Consider the following 16,719-nt stretch of genomic DNA (forward strand, 5'->3'; position numbering starts at 1 on the left):
GCCTCCGGCTGCTGCGCCGAAGGCACCGACGCCACCTCCGCCTCCGCCCGCTGCCGCGCCGAAGGCACCCACGCCGCCTCCGCCACCTCCGGCGGCTGCCCCTGCGCGCCCGACGCCGACGCCGCCTCCTCCGCCGGCAGCAGCGCCTGCCGCGCCGAAGCAACCTGCCGCACCGACTCCGCCTCCTCCGCCGCCTTCAACTCAGAAGGCGCCGCCATCGCCTGCGCCGACGCCGCCCCCACCGGCCGGCGCCAAGCAGCCGCCGGCGCCTGCCACCACGCCGACTCCGCAAACCCAAACCGCGCCGCCGACCGCAGCCCCTCCGCCTGGCGGAACAACGACGGCGCCGCCGCCGCGTCCTGGCGCGCCCACACCGCCTCCGAGTGCAGGCGCCCCGACAACGGCACCGACCGCACCGACGGGACGACCCGGAGCGCCGACCCCGCCCGCTCCAGGCGCGGCTGCACCGGCCGCAACTCCTGCGCCGACGACGAGCCCCGCGCCAGGCGCCGGCGCTCCCGCCGCGCCCGGCACCACAACCGCTCCCGCTGCGCCGACCGCTGTACCAGGTGCTCCAGCCGCGACGCCGCCAGCCGGCCGCGTCCAGAACGCACCGCCGACCGTCGCGCCGGCCTTCCAGCGCGCGCCTCAGGTCACAGCGCCATTGCCGGCGCCTCCTCCGACTCAAGAAGGGCTCAGGGTGATCGCCCCGGGCACTCGGGCTACAGGGCCGCAGCGCCTCGACGACTTCCGCGGCCAGCGTCGCGAAGTTCAGGAAGGTGGTCGCACGGTTATCACCGAACCCGGCCGGATCATCGTTCGCGATCCCGGCGGACAGGCCTATGTCCGTCACAACGAGGTCGAGCGCTTCCGCTACGGTGCACGCGACATCCAGACCCAGACTGTCGGCGGCGAGACCCGTACTGTCGTCATCAGACCCGACGGCAGCCAGGTCATCACCGTGATGGGCCGCGACGGTCAGTTGCTGCGGCGTATCCGTCGCGACGAGCGCGGCCGCGAGATCATCATCATCGACAACAGCTACCGCGATCCGCGCGCGACCGGCGGCTTCTTCGTCGCGCTGCCGCCGCCGACGATCCGCATTCCCTACAACCGCTACATCGTCGACGCCGAGGAGGCGTCCCCAGACGTGATCTACGAGACCATGATGGCGCCGCCGGTGGAACGGATCGAACGGCGTTATTCGCTGGACGAAATCCGCTACAGCCCCACGGTGCGGCAGCGGATGCCGAGCATCGACGTCAACACCATCAACTTCGAAACCGGGTCGTGGGAAATCCCGCCCGATCAGGCGGCGAAGCTGCAGGCGATCGCCGACGGCCTCAACCGGGCTATGCAGCAAAATCCGCGCGCGGTGTTCCTGATCGAGGGCCACACCGATGCGGTCGGAAACGACGTCGACAATCTGTCGCTGTCGGATCGCCGTGCCGAATCTGCGGCCACCTTGCTGACGCAGCAGTTCAACGTGCCGGCGGAAAACCTGACCTCGCAAGGCTATGGCGAGCAGTACCTGAAGGAACAGATCGACGGGCCGAGCCCGATCAACCGGCGCGTCACCATCCGCAACATCACGCCGCTGCTCACTGGAGGTCAGGCGGCGCTGCCGCCGCCCCCGCCCGGCACCGCGCCACCGCGCTGAGGCGATCGTTCTCTAAATGAAAATGGCCGGGAGCAATCCCGGCCATTTTTATTCGTTCTAAAGCAGGATGAAATTGCGTTTGATTGCGACCACGAAGAAGGTTCGCTCCCTCTCCCGCTTGCGGGGGAGGTGAAGCGCGTCTGCGGCCAAATCGATCTAACCAAAAATCATTATGCTCTAGGCGCTGAGCGCGCCGACCGGCACACAGGCATCGCAAATCGCCTTGGCGTGCCGGTGGTCGGTGCCGCAGCACCCGCCGAGAATACGCATCTTCGGGAACGCATCTCTGAGATTGAGGTAACGCCGCCCGAGGTCGGACGGATCTCCCGAATCCAAGGTTACTGATTCGTCGAGTTCGGCGTGGCTCTTCGTCGATGCATTCGCCCTGACGCCATGGATGCGCGCCGTCCAGGCTTCGTCTGCCTTCAACGCATCCTCAAAATGCGTCGGATGCGCACAATTGATCAGGAAGTATTCGGGCGAACCCTCGGTCTCGCGATCCACGGTCTCGATCGCCTCGCGCAACGTCTCTCCCTTCACCAGACGGCCGTTGGTCTCCACGGTGAACGAGATGGCCGCCGGAATCCGCTGCGCCCGCGCCGCCCGCGCGATACCGATCGCTTCATTGATACTGGTGAGCGTATAGGCGGTAACCATGTCGGCACCGCCCTCGACGAAGGCAGCAATCTGCGCCTGATGATAGGCTTCGGCTTCCTCAGCTTCCATATTGCCTGCTTTGTAGCCATCGCCGCGCGGCCCGATCGCACCGCTGATGACGCAAGGTGCGCCCGGCCTCTCCCAACCGGCGCGCAACTCCTCGAGAAATGCAATCGAACGGACATTGATCGCCTTGAGCGCGGACGCGTCGTAGCCAAGCTTTGCGCCCCAATCCGGATTGGCGCGCCAGGTCGGGCTGTCGAGCACGAAACCGACCCCATGCTCGCGCGCGACGGCGAGATAGCTGGCGTAATACTGCTTCAAGTGCCGCCGGCCTTCGGCGCTGTCGAGCAGCACGAAGGCGGCGAAATGCGGCAATTCGATTCCTTCGTGAAAGATCAGCGTCGTTTCCATGCCGCCATCGGTGAGGAAAATGCCGCCGCGCCGTTGCGGAAGATCGTCTCTGTATTTGGCCATCTCAACATCTCCGGAGCTTTTCATGACGTCGGTAGGTCGTTTCCGCCTCGGTCTGGGTCGGGCGATGTTGGTGCCTCATAGTGTCGCGGCTTCCTAGGCGGCCCGTGGTGCGGATGAACCTAAAGCTGCAAAATGATACGAATTCAAATGGTTGCGGCTTAAGACGCAAAACCGCCGCACCATCGGCAATGGAGAAACCGTACCGTGAGTACAGTTTTGGAGAAGCGGATGGGAAAGGGCGAGGCGACGCGCGAGCGGATTCTCGAGATCGCGGAAGCCGCCGTACTCGCCAAGGGATTTGGCGCGACCTCGATCGACGAAGTGATCGCCGAGGCCGGCCTCACCAAGAGCGGCTTCTTCTACCACTTCAAGGACAAGAATGCGCTCGCCCGCGAGATGCTTCGACGCTATGTCGCGACCAACGACCAGCTATTCGACGAAATCTTTGCGCGCGGTCATCAGCTCTCCGACGACCCGCTGCAGGCCTTCCTCATTTCGCTGAAGCTGCTCGCAGAAACGATGGCCGACCTGCCGAACGGCCATCCCGGCTGCCTGATTGCCAGCATCTGCTATCAGGAGCGGTTGTTCGATCGCGAAGTGCGCGAACTGACCGCGCAGTCGGTGCGGGACTGGAACGCGCGCTTCCGCAAGATTCTCGACGGCATCGCCGCGGTGTATCCGCCGAGAGAGCCGGTCGATCTCGACGATGTCGCCGACATGCTGTCCTGCATCGTCGACGGCGCCATCATCATGTCCAAGACGCTGAACGATCCGAGCCGTCTCGAACGGCAGATCCTGATTTTTCGAAGCTGCGTCAAACTGATGTTTGCGCCGCAATCGTCGTAGGCTCGTGCCCCGGACGCCGCGCAGCACACTCGGGTCCGCGCGTCGCGCGGCCTGAGCGCAGGCTCCGTGGTGCGCTGCTGAGCCGGGGCCCGGACTCCGATGTAGCTGATGGCGCCGCTGGGTCCCGGCTCTGCGACGCACCGCTAACGCGCTGCGTCGCGTCCGGGACACCAAATCCCGGCAAGCCCCTCACGGACCAGCCGCGGCAAGACCGAGCGCGTCCGCCATGATGCGGAAGACATCGGTGTTGTCCATCGACCCGTGAATCCGTTCGCTGCCCGGTCCGGTCGCGGTCAGGACGACGTCTTCTCCCGAATGCACGCTGGCGCCCATCATCGCCGGCAGATTACCCGGTCGCAGCACCGCGCCGGGGACATCCTTGTACTTCTCATTGATTTTGAACGTGCCCGGCGCATCGCCCTTGACGCTAGGCTCGTTGGGATTGTCGAGCTTCGGGCGGAAGGTCTCGTAATGGTCCGGGAGGCTCGCCGAGAAGATCGCAAGCCGCCGGCTGACGTCGACGCGTGACGGATAGCCATCGGCGTCGGGAGCCGGATAGTTGGGAAATCCGGCTTTGTCATAGGTGCCGACGCGCTCGCGGAGCGGCACGTTGGGCGTCGTGCTCATGTCGTCGCTGATGGTCCCTACAAGGCCGTTGGGATGATTGTGGTCCGCGAGCACCAGGATCAGCGTGTCATCACCGCGCGCCTGCGCCCATTTGCGCGCAAGGCTGACCGCGTTGTCGAGCATGATGGTGTCGTAGACCGCGCGCTCCATATCAAGCAGATGAGCGTATTTGTCGATCATCCCGGACTCTACCATCAGGAAGAAGCCGGCATCGTTCTTCGACAGAACGTTCAGCGCGGTTTGCACCTGTTCGGTCAAATCGGGCTGGTCGGGAAATTTCTTGACGCCGCCGCCCTTGAGAAATTTGCGGTCCAGCGCGCCGTCCATATTGCCCGCAGCGAACAGGCCGAGCAATCTGCGCGTGTCGGATTTGGCGTTCACCGCATCCAGTTCGGTCTTTGTCGTCGCAACCGAGTAGCCAGCGTCGCGGAATCTGGCGACATAATCGACGTCGTCCTTGCGCTTCGACCCGGGGGCGGCTTGCGGAAGGAAATTCGCAGCTCCGCCGCCCATCAATACGTCGGGCTTTGCCGCAAAAAGCTGTTCGACAATCTCGTCATAGGCGGCACGCCTGCGGGTATGCGTCACCATCGCCGCCGGCGTGGCATCCTCGACTTCGGTATTGGTGACAATGCCGATGCCCATGCCGTGCCGTCGCTTCGCCACGCTGGCGATGGTTTCGACCCGGGGATCGTCGAACGGGCTTGCGGTACGGTCGGCATAGACGCCCATGGCATTGACCGCGGTCTTGTGGCCGGTGGCGTAGGCGCTGGCGGCATTCGCTGAATCAGTGATGATCGAATCCGAGCCGGCAGTCGCCACCAGCGCCATGTGCGGCATGTCGTCGATCGCAAGCTTGCCGAGGCTCTTGCCTTCCGCGATGCCCTTGGAGAGCAGACGGGCGGCCGTGCGATGCGCCGGCGACAGCCCGTCGCCGATGAACAGGATGACGTTCTTTGCCTTGCGCGGCCCGGTATCGTAGACCGTCCACCCGACGGTGCGGCTGCGCGTACCGTCGCTGACTTCCACCGTGACGTTGCCCGGCCTGGTCAGGATTACGCCGCGAAGCGTCAACGCCGACTGATCCTTGCCGTCTTCGCGCTCCACAAATGTTCCAGGCTGGCCGAAGGCGGCGGCATAGTCCTGGCCATTGACCATCACCTTCAGCTTCGCCGGATCGACCTTGTCGGGAAACTCGACCTTGAAGTCGAACTGCGCGCCGGAAAGGATTTCGGCGCGGTTGATGGGATAGATCGTCTGGGCATTGGCCGCTGATGCCGAAAGCAGGAGGCCGAGGGTGATGGTGACAGGCTTGATCATGGTCGAGGCTCCGGTCAGATCACACGGAGCGGGCAGCGTGCGCGGCTGCTCCGCAAGAATTCAGGGTCAAATCTATCTGCCCCGCATGACGTATCCATAACGGGGGCTCATCCTACGCTCGTCGCCCCGGCGAAAGCCGGGGCCCATAACCACGGATGGTATTGGTTCGAACAAAGCCCTCCCCCAGCGTGTGTCAACAACACTCGCCGCGGCGTATGGGTCCCGGCTTTCGCCGGGACGACCACAATGGCGGCCCGCGCAGCTAACCCTTATCGCTTTCGAGCTTGAACATCTCCGAGCCTTCGCTGCCGGACAGCAAGCCCGCATCGGAGTAGAGCTTCAGCTTGGCCCTCGTATCGGTGATGTCGAGGTTGCGCATCGTCAGTTGGCCGATACGGTCCGCCGGCGTGAACGCTGCATCCTCGACCTTCTCCATGCTCAGCCGATCCGGCTGATAGGTCAGATTGGGGCTCTCGGTATTGAGGATCGAGTAGTCGTTGCCGCGGCGCAGCTCGAGCGTCACCTCGCCGGTGACGGCGCGAGCCACCCAACGCTGGGCGGTTTCGCGCAGCATCAGCGCCTGGGAATCGAACCACCGCCCCTGGTAGAGCAACCGGCCAAGGCGCATGCCGCTGATCCGGTATTGCTCGATGGTGTCTTCGTTGTGGATACCGGTGACCAGGCGCTCGTAGGCGATGTGCAGCAGCGCCATGCCGGGCGCTTCGTAAATGCCGCGGCTCTTCGCCTCGATGATCCGGTTCTCGATCTGGTCGCTCATGCCGAGGCCATGCCGGCCGCCGATGGCGTTGGCTTCGAGGAACAGCGCGACGGGGTCAGTGAACGTCCGGCCGTTCAGCGCAACGGGCTGGCCCTCCTCAAAACGCACGACGACCTTTTCCGCCTTCACGGTGCAGTCATCGCGCCAGAACGGCACGCCCATGATCGGGTTGACGATCTTGATCCCGCTGTCCAGGCGCTCGAGGTCCTTGGCCTCATGGGTCGCGCCGAGAATATTGCTGTCGGTCGAGTAGGCCTTCTCGGCGCTCATCTTGTAGGCGAATCCATGGGCGGTCATGAACGCCGACATTTCCGCACGGCCGCCCAGCTCGTCGATGAATAGCTGGTCGAGCCAGGGCTTGTAGATCCGCAAGCTTGGATTGGTCAGCAGGCCATAGCGATAGAACCGCTCGATATCGTTGCCCTTGTAGGTGGAGCCATCACCCCAGATGTTGACGCCATCCTCCTGCATGGCCGCGACCAGCATCGTGCCGGTGACGGCGCGACCGAGCGGCGTGGTGTTGAAATACGCAATGCCGCCGGTCGACACGTGGAACGCACCCGCCTGGATGGCGGCAATTCCCTCATGGACCAATTGCGTGCGGCAATCCACCAAGCGGGCTTTCTCCGCACCGAACTCCATCGCCTTACGCGGGATCTCGTCGTAGTCGGCCTCGTCCGGTTGGCCAAGGTTCGCGGTATAGGCGAAGACGCGGGCGCCCTTTTGCTTCATCCACAGCAGCGCCGCGCTGGTGTCGAGACCGCCCGAGAAAGCGATGCCGACTTTTTCCCCCTTGGGCAGGCTTTTCAAGATCGTACTCATAAAGCTTCCAATCGGTCGAGATGGCGGATGTCATTTGCGGTTTGAGGGCGCGAATAACAAATTTCGCGCTGATGGGCACGCGTTTAATGGCTCTCTTTAATAGCCCTTGGCGGCCAGGATCGGATTACCCCACCTCGCGCCCGCGCCAACGCTGCCACAGGCGGTAGCCGGGCCAGCCCCAGCGCGCCAGCGCGACTTCGATCTGTGCATCCGACAGCCGCGTCGACGGCCAGCGGTAAATCCAGGCATAGGCCAGCCAGATCACGAAAAAGCTGACGAGGCCTGCGGCGGCAACATCGGTAAAGAAATGCCCGCCGAACGCCATCCGCAGCCCGCTGGTGGCGATCCCGAACAAGGTCGCCGCCACATAGGCCAAAGGCCGCCACGCCGGCGGCGTCAGGGCCGCGGGCGCATAGGTCCAGAATGCGGTTGCGCCCTCGCCGGAGAAGAACGAGCAGTTACGGCCGCACTCCCCGCGCGGATCCCACCACGGCACGAACTGCCAGGGGCCGTTGAACTCCGTCACCACCACCGGCCGCGGCCGGCCCCAATAGCTCTTGAAGGTGAGGTTGGTCAGTACGACCGCGGACAGCAGGATCGTGACCAGCAGAAACACCGCCGCGCGTCCCGGGATCAGCATCGGCCGGTCCGGCCGCAGCAGTTTGGCGACGATGGCAATCAGCGCCGGCAACGCCAGCGCCCAGGCGATCCACATCGCGCCATCGCGCGCCAAGGAGGCAAGCCCGTTCTGCTTCAACGGAAACGATGTGCTCGTGGAATCGTAGAACAATGCCGCCAATTTCAGGTCGAGTTCGGGGAAAATCCCGAACAGCAGTCCGATGACGAGCGATAGGCCCAACGCGATGAAAAGTCCGGTCCGGTTCATGGCGCGGGGTTTAGCCGAGGCGGTTGGGGATGAAAAGGCAGAAGCTCATCTTCCCTTCTCCCCTTGTGGGACAAGGTGGCGTGGACGCAGTCCGCGCCGGATGAGGGGTCTCTATCCGCGGAGACAAACCCCTCACCCGCCTCGAATGAGCTTCGCTCATTCGATCCACCCTCTCCCACAAGGGGAGAGGGAAAAACGAAACAAAGCGTCACGCCTGCGGCCGTGACTGTGACGGCAATGGTGGCGGTGGCCGCAGCGGAGGTCGCGGTTCGCGCCAGGCTCCGGCGGACCGTCCCGCGATCATCCAGTAGACGAGGCCCGCAACGATGCCCGCGCCGGTCATGATTTCGAGATGGCGGCGCACGATGCCGTCGAAACGCAGCGTCTCGGGATCGAACGGAACAAGGCCGAGATAGCAGGCCGCGCCGACGATCCCGCCACCCACCGCGTAAGCGAGCACACTGCGGATATAGAAGGCCTCAGTGATCAAGACCACGATCAGCGCAGGCAGCAGCGCAAAGCCGGACAGGAAGATGAAGCCGAAGCCGAGCACGATATTGATGGCGCTCTGGTCGATCGCCCCGCCATCGAGATCACTGAACTCTGGATACAGCACCGCGCCGACCACGATCATCCCCGCCACAAAGCAGGCGGCGAGGAAGGCGAACAGGACGACGAAGATGCGGCCGATCAGGGACATGATTTCACCGTCATTGCGAGGAGCGCAAGCGACGAAGCAATCCATCTCTCAGCAAGCGGAGAAATGGATCGCTTCGCTTGCGCTCGCAATGACGAGAGACTCATCTCAATCCGTCATCGCCATAGCGCGGAGCGCCTGGCGCTCGCGCGCGGACAGTTTTTCGGTCTCCGACTTCAACTGCCCGCAGGCGGCGAGAATGTCGCGGCCGCGCGGCGTTCGCACCGGCGACGAATAGCCGGCGTTGAAGATATATTCGGAGAATTTTTCGATCTGCTCCCAGTCCGAGCACTCGTAACGCGTGCCCGGCCACGGATTGAACGGGATCAGATTGATCTTGGCCGGTATGCCCTTGAGCAGCTTTACCAGGAGCTTGGCGTCATCCATGGAATCGTTGACGCCCTTGAGCATCACATATTCGAAGGTAATGCGCCGCGCGTTCGACGAGCCCGGATAATCGCGGCAGGCCTGCAGCAATTCCGCGATCGGATACTTGCGATTAAGCGGCACCAGCTCGTTGCGCAATTCGTCGCGCACCGCATGCAGCGAGATCGCCAGCATGACGCCGATCTCGTCGCCGGTGCGGACGATGTTAGGCACCACGCCTGAGGTCGACAGCGTGATGCGGCGGCGGGAAATGCCGATGCCTTCATTGTCGGCGACGATCAGCAGCGCATCGCGCACCGCGTCGAAATTATAGAGCGGCTCGCCCATGCCCATCATGACGACGTTGGTGACGAGGCGACTGCCGGTCGGCGTCTCGCGATCGGCCCAGTCATTCAGGCGGTCGCGCGCCACCATGATCTGGCCGACGATTTCGCCCGCGGTCAGGTTGCGCACCAGCCGCTGCGTGCCGGTGTGACAGAACGAGCAATTCAGCGTGCAGCCGACCTGCGAGGAAACGCAGAGCGTGCCGCGATCGGTTTCGGGAATGTAGACGCACTCGACCTCGTGCGCCTTTTGGAACACATCGCCGCTCGGCAGGCGCAACAGCCATTTGCGGGTGCCGTCGTTGGAGATCTGCTCGGCCACCACTTCGGGTCGATCGACAGTGAAATGCTGCTCCAGCTCGGCGCGCATATCCTTCGAGACGTTGGTCATCTCGGCAAAGGTCTTGGCACCGCGGACATACATCCAGTGCCAGAGCTGCTGCGTGCGCATCTTGCGCTGCGCCGGCGCAACGCCGACCTCGCCCAGCCGGTCGGCGATCTCAGCGCGCGACAGGCCGATCAGCGAGGGTTTTGCCGGCGCAACGTAGGTTTCGAGCGGAACCTTCTCCAGCGGCGCCACCGATACAATCGGCGTGGAATTCGTCTCGGTCGAAACTGCGGTCATGATACTTCTGTTCTAGGAAGGTTTCTCCCTCATCCTGAGGAGCGGCGTCTTCACCGCGTCCCGAAGGATGAGAGCCGGGGCCTCATGGTTCGAGTCGGCGCGAGCGCCTCCTCACCATGAGGTGAGACAGCTTCAAATAGGCCCTCGAGGGCCCGTAAACAACGTCATTCTGGGCTTAAAAGCGACCTAGCGCTTGCAATCCTGTGCCAGCCGGTCGAGCGCCTGGGACAGCCCCTTGAGCGAGAAGACGTCCGTGGTCTCGGTGCCCTTGGCAGAGACGCCCTTGATGGTGACCTCGGCAGACTTGCGCATGGCCGCGACCATCTGCTCTTCCTCCGCGGCGTTCTTGATCCAGAGCCCATCGCCCTGGGTATACATCGCATAGGACGCGCCGCCGACCTCGAGCGAGGATTCCGAGCCCGGCTTCAGCGCGTAGCCGATCATGATCGAAACTTCGTTGACGACTTTTTCAGCCGGCCGCGTCGAGACGAAGGCGTAGGCGGGATCGCGCGGACGGTTCGGCGGGTTGGTCTTCGACGACGACGGCTTCGCCAACGCGAAGCAAACCTTCTTGCCATTCGGCGTCGCAGTGTAGGCGCCCCAGGTCCCGTACTGGCCGATCAAGGTAGGTTCCGCGCCGCCCGCGGCAGCAGCCGCTGCCGGTTCCGGCTTCTTTGCCGCTGGTGCAGGTGCAGCCTTGCCTGAGTCCTTGGCGCCCTTCGCAGCAGGGCTCGGTGTTTGCGCGAGGGCTGTCGTCCCGCACAACGCCGCAATCGCAACCAGAAATGTCAGTATTCGCAACACGGACAACTGGTTCCCTCATCATTGTGACTGGAAGATGGCCCGAGAGCGCTTCGCGCCGCCGGGGATGGATAGCCGGGAAATGCTTTTTTGGGAAGGCAGTTACGGTGTTGCTCACCGCCGTGGCGACTCTTCGTCTCAGGTCCCTTTGACGAACAAAATACTGGCTTTGGCTTCAGCCCTTCGGGCGGCGTTCGCGCTGCTTCTGCCACTGCGCATCGGTCCATTGCAGCAGATCCTCGGCGCCGGAACTGCGCAAATGGGCGCCGCCATCCTGCACCACCATTTCACCATTGATGTAGCCGGCCTGGTCGGAAATCAGGAAGCTTGCCAGGTTCGCAAGTTCGCCATGCTCGCCAGCGCGGCCGAGCGGATTGCGTTGCGACCAGCTTTCATCGCGGCCCTCGGGGCGGAGCTGACCCGAAGCGCCAGGCGTCGGAAACGCGCCGGGCGCGATCGCGACCGTGCGCACACCCTTCGGTCCCCACTCCACCGCAAGGCTCTTGGTCATCGCGAGCACGGCAGATTTCGCCATCGCCGACGGCACCGTGAAGGCGCGGCCGGTGATCGTCGAGGTCGAGAGAATACTAAGCACCACGCCCCGGTGCCCGCCGCCGATCCAGCGCCTGCCCGCGGCGAGCGTGCAATACATCGTGCCGTGCAATGTCGGCGCCAGGATCGCGTCCGCCGCCCGCGGCGACAGATGTTCGGTCTGCGCGATGAAGGTCGCGGCGGCGTTGTTGACCAGCACATCGATCGGCGCCTCGCGCCATATCCGGTCCATCATGGCATCGACCGCCGCACTGTCGCGGATATCGCAACTGATCACGCCAACCTTGCCGCCGAGTTCGCTGCGCATCCGCGCGGCCGTCGCTTCCAGCAATTCGAGCCGGCGGCCGCAAACGATCAGCTCGGCGCCAAGTTCGACGAAGCGGCGTCCCATCGCAGCCCCGAGCCCCGAGCCGCCGCCGGTAACCAATATCCGCTTTCCCGCCAGCAAGCCCTCTTCAAACATCGTTTGAACCCTTCGATCACCACACGGCCATGCGCCTGAATCGGATTGTAGCCTGCCTTCAAATCCGGCAAGAAGCATCCAGCCTCTATCTTCCCCGTCCGAAAATCAGGTGGGCCCATGAAAGCCATTCTCTGCTCGCAATATTGCCAACCCGACGACCTCGTGCTGGCCGATGTGCCCGATCCGGTGGCCGAACCCGGACAGGCCGTAATCGCGATCAAAGCCGCGGCGCTGAATTTCTTCGACATCCTGATGATCCAGGGCAAATACCAGATCAAGCCGCCATTCCCGTTTTCGCCGGCCGCCGAAGTTGCCGGCGTGATCGAAAGCGTCGGCGCCGGCGTGACCGACCTGAAGGTCGGTGACCGCGTAGTGGCGTCCTGCGGCCATAATGGTGCGCGCGAAAAGATCGCACTGCCGGCAAATTCAATCGTGAAGATTCCAGACAATCTGGATTTCGACCGCGCCGCCGGGATCATCATCATCTACGGCACCGCGCTGCATGCCCTGGAAGATCGTGCCAGCCCGAAACCCGGCGAGACGCTCGCCGTGCTGGGCGCTGCCGGCGGCACCGGCCTTGCCGCCTGCGAACTCGGCAAGCTGATGGGGCTGAAGGTGATCGCCTGCGCGTCATCGGATGAGAAGCTTGAATTCGCCAAAGCGCACGGCGCCGAGCTGACGCTGAATTACAGCAAGGAAGATCTGAAAGAGGGCTTGCGCCGGCTCACGGGCGGCAAGGGCGTCGACATCATCTTCGATCCGGTCGGCGGCACTTTCGCCGAAGCCGCCTTGCGCTCGATCGCCTGGGAAGGCCGCTTCCTGGTGATCGGCTTTGCCGCGGGCGACATTCCGAAGATGCCGCTCAACCTGGCACTGCTCAAGGGCTGCGACATCCGCGGCGTATTCTGGGGAGCGTGGACCAGGGTCAATCCGGAGAAGAATCGCGCCAACCTTGAGAAGCTCGTAAAGTGGACCGCGGAAGGCAAGATCTCCTCGCATGTCGACCGCACATTCCCGCTGGCGCAAACCGCAGAGGCGCTGAAGGTGCTCGCCGGCCGCAAGGCTATGGGCAAGGTGATCCTGCATCCCTGATAAGGCCGGATCCCATCCACTTGAAGAAGTGCAATCGGTCCGTGCCATGCGCGGGCCGGCGCCGCATGCCTCTCATCACGTCACCGTGATAAGTCATCTCACCGATATAAATTCTCGGTAACAATGCGTGTTTCTAAACGGCGTTATGCCGCTTCTCCGCCTTAATCATACCAAAAAATATCCTAATTCGCCCCGGGTAGCGTCGTTTTTTGAACCCAATCCGTGTGCGACTTTAGGGGCCGGTAGAGGGGCTCCTGTACGTCAAGAAGAGCAAGAAGCAGGTGCAGGGGAACGCCCGTCGTTGCGTTCAGTAGTGGGGAGCATCATTCATGGCGGAGAATAACAGGCCGGTTCAGGCAAGAGATCCGTTTGACAGGTTCGACGAAGCCATCAGCGATCCTCGGTTGTATGAGGCCGATCAATCCAGGTACGAGCCGCCGCGATACGAGCAGCCCCGGCTTGAGCAATCCCGATACGAGCTCCCCCAATACGAGCAGCCCCAATACGAGCAGCCCTTTGCGCTGTCGTTCGATCGGAGGGATGCGTCGTTTGAGCGGACGGACGTGCTGCCGGAGGAGCTGCCGCCACACGAGCCGGTGCCGCTTTTCCTCTCCAACTACGAGGAAGAGCATCATCAGCAGCTTTCCGAATATGCTTTCGCGGGCGGCGACCGAAGGTTCGGCAGCGGCGGCCTGAAGAAATCTCGCGCGGGGCGCATTGTAGCCGGCGTGGCGGTGGTGTCGGCGATAGCGGCTGTTCTCGCGCTGTTTTCGATCGATTCGACGCGCGCCGTCATCTTCAACGCCTCGCTTGGCGGTGGCGGCGGTGGCAGCCCACCGGCTACCCAGCTTGCCGCGGCGGTGCCGGAGCCTGCGCAGCCGCAGCGCGTTGCCGCGCCGCCGCTGGCCGCCGAACCGACCGCCGGCGCGGAGGTTGCGGCCGCTCGCCGTACGCCGCCCAACGCGATGGCATCGGCGTCGCCGTCGCGCGACGAAATTGCCGCCGCCTATCAGAGCGCGCTCAAGGGCAAGGTCGCGGTGCCGGAGCCGGTGGCACGCGAAGCGTCCGGCGACGTTGTCGCTGCGATTAATCCGGTGGCTGCGGCTGCACCGGCGGTTCGTGAGCCGGCGCCCGTTACGCGCGAGGCGGCTCCGGCACGGCGCATCGATCCGGACGAGCTTGCGGCGTTGCTGAAGCGGGCGAAGGGCCTGCTTGCGATCGGCGACATTACTTCCGCCCGACTATTGCTTGAGCGCGCGGCGGACGCGCAGGAGGCGGAGGCAGCATTGATGCTGGCCGGGACGTATGATCCGCAAGTGCTGGGCAGCCAGGATTTGCGGAGCGTTACGCCTGATCCGGCGGCGGCGCGGCTCTGGTACCAGAAGGCCGCCCAGCTTGGGTCGCCTGATGCGAAGCGGCGGCTCGGCCAGTTGCAGAACTAGGCAATTACTCAAGAAGATTACTCAAGACCAGCGCAGAGGAACCCATGCGACATTTACTGGGAATGGCAATGCTTGCCATGACGGTGGCGTGCAGCAATACGGCGGCCAGGGCCGCCGAGCCGGAATACGATCCGGCCAAGGTCAGCGAAAGTCTGAAAGCGATTTTTCAGTTCGGCTCGGTCGCCACCAAGCAGGCGCTGAACGCCAACACGGTCACGCTGATCTCGGGAACGATCGGCGGCACCTATGTGCAGTTCGGTGCCGACCTCGCTTCCGTGCTCGACGACGGAAACAAGTTGCGCGTACTTCCGATCGTCGGGCGCGGCTCTGTGCAGAGTGTGGCCGACATCCTGTTCCTGCAGGGCGTCGACCTCGGCATCGTGCGCGCCGATACGCTCGACTATCTCGAGAAGAAAGGCTTCGCAAAGGATATCAAGAAGCAGTTCACCTATGTGACGAAGCTCTACAATGAAGAGATGTACGTTCTCGCGTCGAAGTCGGTGACCAACATAAGCCAGCTCAACGGCAAGAAGGTCAGCGTCGACCTTCCCAACGGCGGCACCTTCGTAACCGCGGCGATCGTGTTCGAGCGGCTCGGCATCAAGCCCAACTTCCTCTATCTCGAGCAGCGCATTGCGATGGAGAAAATGCGGGCTGGTGAAATCGACGCTGTGATTGCCGTCGGCGGCAAGCCGTACAAATCCGTCGCAGCATTCAAGGACGACCGCTTCCATCTGGTTCCGGTCGACTATTCAAAGCCGCTGCAGACCGACTATCTGCCGGCCGCGCTCACCTCAAAGGATTATCCGAACCTGATTGCGGAAGGCGCGCGCGTCGACACCATCGCGGTGCCCGCGGTGCTTGCCGCCTATAATTGGGCGCCGAACACGGATCGGTATCGCAAGCTTGCGCAGTTCGTGGATGCCTTCTTCACGAAGTTTCCGAGGTTCCAGAACCCGCCGTTCCACCCGAAGTGGAAGGAGGTTTCGCTGTCGGCGCCGTTGCCTGACTGGCAGCGTCTGCCGGTCGCCGAGCAATGGCTCAAGACCCACAACGTCGAGGCCGTATCGCGGGCCAGGTTCGATGAATTCCTGAAACAGAGCCCGACGACCGCGGCAAGCGTAAAGTCCGACGCGGACAAGGAAGCCCTGTTCAAGCAGTTCCAGGCGTGGGAAGCCGAGCGAGGCGCGAGGGCGCAGGCTCCCTCACCGGCGCAGCGCTAGCCAGCGCCCGCTATTCGGTCCCATCGGTGGTGTCGATCCCGCGCTTCAGTGCGGCGCGGGCGGCATCGCGATGCTCCTGTGTGATGTGGCTCGCGACCATGCGGATGGCGGTGGCCAGCACGGCGGCGTCGTCGGTAAAGCCGAGCAACGGCAGCACATCGGGCATGAAATCGAACGGCAGGATGAAGTAGGCGACTGCGCCGAGCAGTGCCGCCTGCACGTGACGCGGCGTCTGCTTGTCGAACGCACAGTAGTAAGCCGCGAGCAGGTCCTCGGCGAAGGGAAGCTGCGCCACCACCTGCTTGAACTTGCCCCAGAAGCGCCGACGCACGCTCTCACGGTCCTGCTCCAGCCGGTCGGCCGGCTCAAAACCCACGGTGTGATCGGATGCCATCGGCGCTCCTCGGAATCCGGCGCGGCAGATCGCCGCGGCCGCTCGGATGATTCAAGAATTGGGGATGTCTTGCCGCCGCCGCAAGATCGCAGGCTGCGCCAGCTCAAGGGACGCCAAATTGCCTCGCGATCGCGTTCATCGCCTTGGCCAGGTCGATGTCGAGCACGGTCACGCCGCCGGCGTCGTGGGTCGCCAGCACCACTTCCACCGTCTTGTAGACGTTCTTCCATTCCGGGTGATGGTCGTTCTTTTCCGCCACCAGGGCGGCGCGGGACATGAATCCGAATGCTTCGCTGAAATCCTTGAACGTGAAGGTCCGCCCAATCGCCTCGCGTCCCGGCGTCTCGGACCAGCCGGGAAGTTCCGCCAGCGCTGATTTCCGTGCCGCCGCCGATAGCCGTTCCGCCATGATCGCCTCCCGTTCCAGCTCCTCTTACCCTAACACCGAAGGCCGCATCGGGGATCCCTAACCCAAAATTCGCGGCAACAGGCGTCCAATGGCGGCTTGGGGGCGGCCGGTAACCATGACGGAGATGTAACAATGGTTAAGCGGGAAAATTTGCTAGAATATTTGAGTAAGCGTGCCGGCGGCATAAAATTGTACCTCAAACAATCATCCAGGGATTGATGAGCGACGGCCCCCTCCC

The 16,719-nt window shown here is 63.5% G+C and carries 15 protein-coding genes; 5 read left to right on the forward strand and 10 right to left on the reverse strand.

Annotation, left to right across the window (positions count from 1 at the left end; genetic code table 11):
* Positions 1–1,660, forward strand: a 1,660-nt coding sequence (locus tag GWE18_RS40865) for an OmpA family protein (RefSeq protein ID WP_275191162.1), incomplete at its 5' end; no start/stop codon positions are given.
* 177 nt (positions 1,661–1,837) lie between these two features.
* Here the strand turns inward: GWE18_RS40865 and GWE18_RS40870 are convergent.
* Positions 1,838–2,794 carry a homocysteine S-methyltransferase family protein gene (locus GWE18_RS40870; protein WP_275191163.1) on the reverse strand — a complete coding sequence of 319 codons (957 nt, stop codon included), beginning with the start codon at positions 2,792–2,794 and terminating at the stop codon, positions 1,838–1,840.
* Positions 2,795–3,022: 228 nt separating this feature from the next.
* Here GWE18_RS40870 and GWE18_RS40875 point away from each other — a divergent pair, with 228 nt between their 5' ends.
* On the forward strand, positions 3,023–3,640 hold the full coding sequence (locus GWE18_RS40875; RefSeq protein WP_275191176.1) for a TetR/AcrR family transcriptional regulator: 618 nt from the start codon (positions 3,023–3,025) through the stop codon (positions 3,638–3,640).
* A 189-nt stretch (positions 3,641–3,829) separates the two neighbouring features.
* Here the strand turns inward: GWE18_RS40875 and GWE18_RS40880 are convergent, their stop codons facing one another.
* The 7 genes from GWE18_RS40880 to GWE18_RS40910 form a co-directional block, all read right to left on the reverse strand.
* Entirely contained in the window at positions 3,830–5,587 is a 1,758-nt protein-coding gene (locus GWE18_RS40880) for an alkaline phosphatase (RefSeq protein WP_275191164.1), read from the reverse strand.
* 262 nt (positions 5,588–5,849) lie between these two features.
* Positions 5,850–7,187: an argininosuccinate synthase gene (gene argG, locus GWE18_RS40885; protein ID WP_275191165.1), complete on the reverse strand. Its 1,338-nt coding sequence runs from the start codon at positions 7,185–7,187 to the stop codon at positions 5,850–5,852.
* Between the two features lie 124 nt (positions 7,188–7,311).
* Positions 7,312–8,073: a phosphatase PAP2 family protein gene (locus GWE18_RS40890; protein ID WP_275191166.1), complete on the reverse strand. Its 762-nt coding sequence runs from the start codon at positions 8,071–8,073 to the stop codon at positions 7,312–7,314.
* 208 nt (positions 8,074–8,281) lie between these two features.
* Positions 8,282–8,773 carry a hypothetical protein gene (locus tag GWE18_RS40895; protein WP_275191167.1) on the reverse strand — a complete coding sequence of 164 codons (492 nt, stop codon included), beginning with the start codon at positions 8,771–8,773 and terminating at the stop codon, positions 8,282–8,284.
* Positions 8,774–8,878: 105 nt separating this feature from the next.
* Complete coding sequence (gene rlmN, locus GWE18_RS40900; RefSeq protein ID WP_275191168.1) at positions 8,879–10,105, reverse strand: 23S rRNA (adenine(2503)-C(2))-methyltransferase RlmN; 1,227 nt, start codon at positions 10,103–10,105, stop codon at positions 8,879–8,881.
* Positions 10,106–10,291: 186 nt separating this feature from the next.
* Positions 10,292–10,915, reverse strand: a complete 624-nt coding sequence (locus GWE18_RS40905) for an invasion associated locus B family protein (protein ID WP_275191169.1) — start codon at positions 10,913–10,915, stop codon at positions 10,292–10,294.
* A 166-nt stretch (positions 10,916–11,081) separates the two neighbouring features.
* Positions 11,082–11,921, reverse strand: a complete 840-nt coding sequence (locus GWE18_RS40910; protein ID WP_275191170.1) for an SDR family oxidoreductase — start codon at positions 11,919–11,921, stop codon at positions 11,082–11,084.
* Positions 11,922–12,038: 117 nt separating this feature from the next.
* Here GWE18_RS40910 and GWE18_RS40915 point away from each other — a divergent pair, with 117 nt between their 5' ends.
* The 3 genes from GWE18_RS40915 to GWE18_RS40925 all read left to right on the forward strand — a co-directional run bounded on the left by GWE18_RS40915 (position 12,039) and on the right by GWE18_RS40925 (position 15,678).
* A complete protein-coding gene (locus GWE18_RS40915; RefSeq protein WP_275191171.1) occupies positions 12,039–13,013 on the forward strand; it encodes an NADPH:quinone oxidoreductase family protein in 975 nt (324 codons plus the stop codon).
* Between the two features lie 329 nt (positions 13,014–13,342).
* Positions 13,343–14,455, forward strand: a complete 1,113-nt coding sequence (locus GWE18_RS40920) for a hypothetical protein (protein ID WP_275191172.1) — start codon at positions 13,343–13,345, stop codon at positions 14,453–14,455.
* Between the two features lie 44 nt (positions 14,456–14,499).
* On the forward strand, positions 14,500–15,678 hold the full coding sequence (locus GWE18_RS40925; protein WP_275191173.1) for a TAXI family TRAP transporter solute-binding subunit: 1,179 nt from the start codon (positions 14,500–14,502) through the stop codon (positions 15,676–15,678).
* A 10-nt stretch (positions 15,679–15,688) separates the two neighbouring features.
* Here the strand turns inward: GWE18_RS40925 and GWE18_RS40930 are convergent, their stop codons facing one another.
* Complete coding sequence (locus tag GWE18_RS40930; protein ID WP_275191174.1) at positions 15,689–16,072, reverse strand: YkvA family protein; 384 nt, start codon at positions 16,070–16,072, stop codon at positions 15,689–15,691.
* A gap of 103 nt (positions 16,073–16,175) precedes the next feature.
* The gene (locus GWE18_RS40935) at positions 16,176–16,481 is read right to left on the reverse strand and encodes a 4a-hydroxytetrahydrobiopterin dehydratase (RefSeq protein ID WP_275191175.1); all 306 of its coding nucleotides are present in this window, start codon (positions 16,479–16,481) and stop codon (positions 16,176–16,178) included.
* Positions 16,482–16,719 lie beyond the last annotated feature (238 nt).

It is taken from the genome of Bradyrhizobium sp. CSA112, from assembly GCF_029051645.1.
Lineage (GTDB): Bacteria > Pseudomonadota > Alphaproteobacteria > Rhizobiales > Xanthobacteraceae > Bradyrhizobium.

Bases quoted from the DNA above. Each gene is read 5' to 3' on its own strand.
- GWE18_RS40870 (WP_275191163.1), bottom strand. From the start codon at position 2,794: ATGGCCAAATACAGAGACGATCTTCCGCAACGGCGCGGCGGCATTTTC.
- GWE18_RS40875 (WP_275191176.1), top strand. From the start codon at position 3,023: ATGGGAAAGGGCGAGGCGACGCGCGAGCGGATTCTCGAGATCGCGGAA.
- GWE18_RS40880 (WP_275191164.1), bottom strand. From the start codon at position 5,587: ATGATCAAGCCTGTCACCATCACCCTCGGCCTCCTGCTTTCGGCATCA.
- argG (WP_275191165.1), bottom strand. From the start codon at position 7,187: ATGAGTACGATCTTGAAAAGCCTGCCCAAGGGGGAAAAAGTCGGCATC.
- GWE18_RS40890 (WP_275191166.1), bottom strand. From the start codon at position 8,073: ATGAACCGGACCGGACTTTTCATCGCGTTGGGCCTATCGCTCGTCATC.
- GWE18_RS40895 (WP_275191167.1), bottom strand. From the start codon at position 8,773: ATGTCCCTGATCGGCCGCATCTTCGTCGTCCTGTTCGCCTTCCTCGCC.
- rlmN (WP_275191168.1), bottom strand. From the start codon at position 10,105: ATGACCGCAGTTTCGACCGAGACGAATTCCACGCCGATTGTATCGGTG.
- GWE18_RS40910 (WP_275191170.1), bottom strand. From the start codon at position 11,921: ATGTTTGAAGAGGGCTTGCTGGCGGGAAAGCGGATATTGGTTACCGGC.
- GWE18_RS40915 (WP_275191171.1), top strand. From the start codon at position 12,039: ATGAAAGCCATTCTCTGCTCGCAATATTGCCAACCCGACGACCTCGTG.
- GWE18_RS40920 (WP_275191172.1), top strand. From the start codon at position 13,343: ATGGCGGAGAATAACAGGCCGGTTCAGGCAAGAGATCCGTTTGACAGG.
- GWE18_RS40925 (WP_275191173.1), top strand. From the start codon at position 14,500: ATGCGACATTTACTGGGAATGGCAATGCTTGCCATGACGGTGGCGTGC.
- GWE18_RS40930 (WP_275191174.1), bottom strand. From the start codon at position 16,072: ATGGCATCCGATCACACCGTGGGTTTTGAGCCGGCCGACCGGCTGGAG.
- GWE18_RS40935 (WP_275191175.1), bottom strand. From the start codon at position 16,481: ATGGCGGAACGGCTATCGGCGGCGGCACGGAAATCAGCGCTGGCGGAA.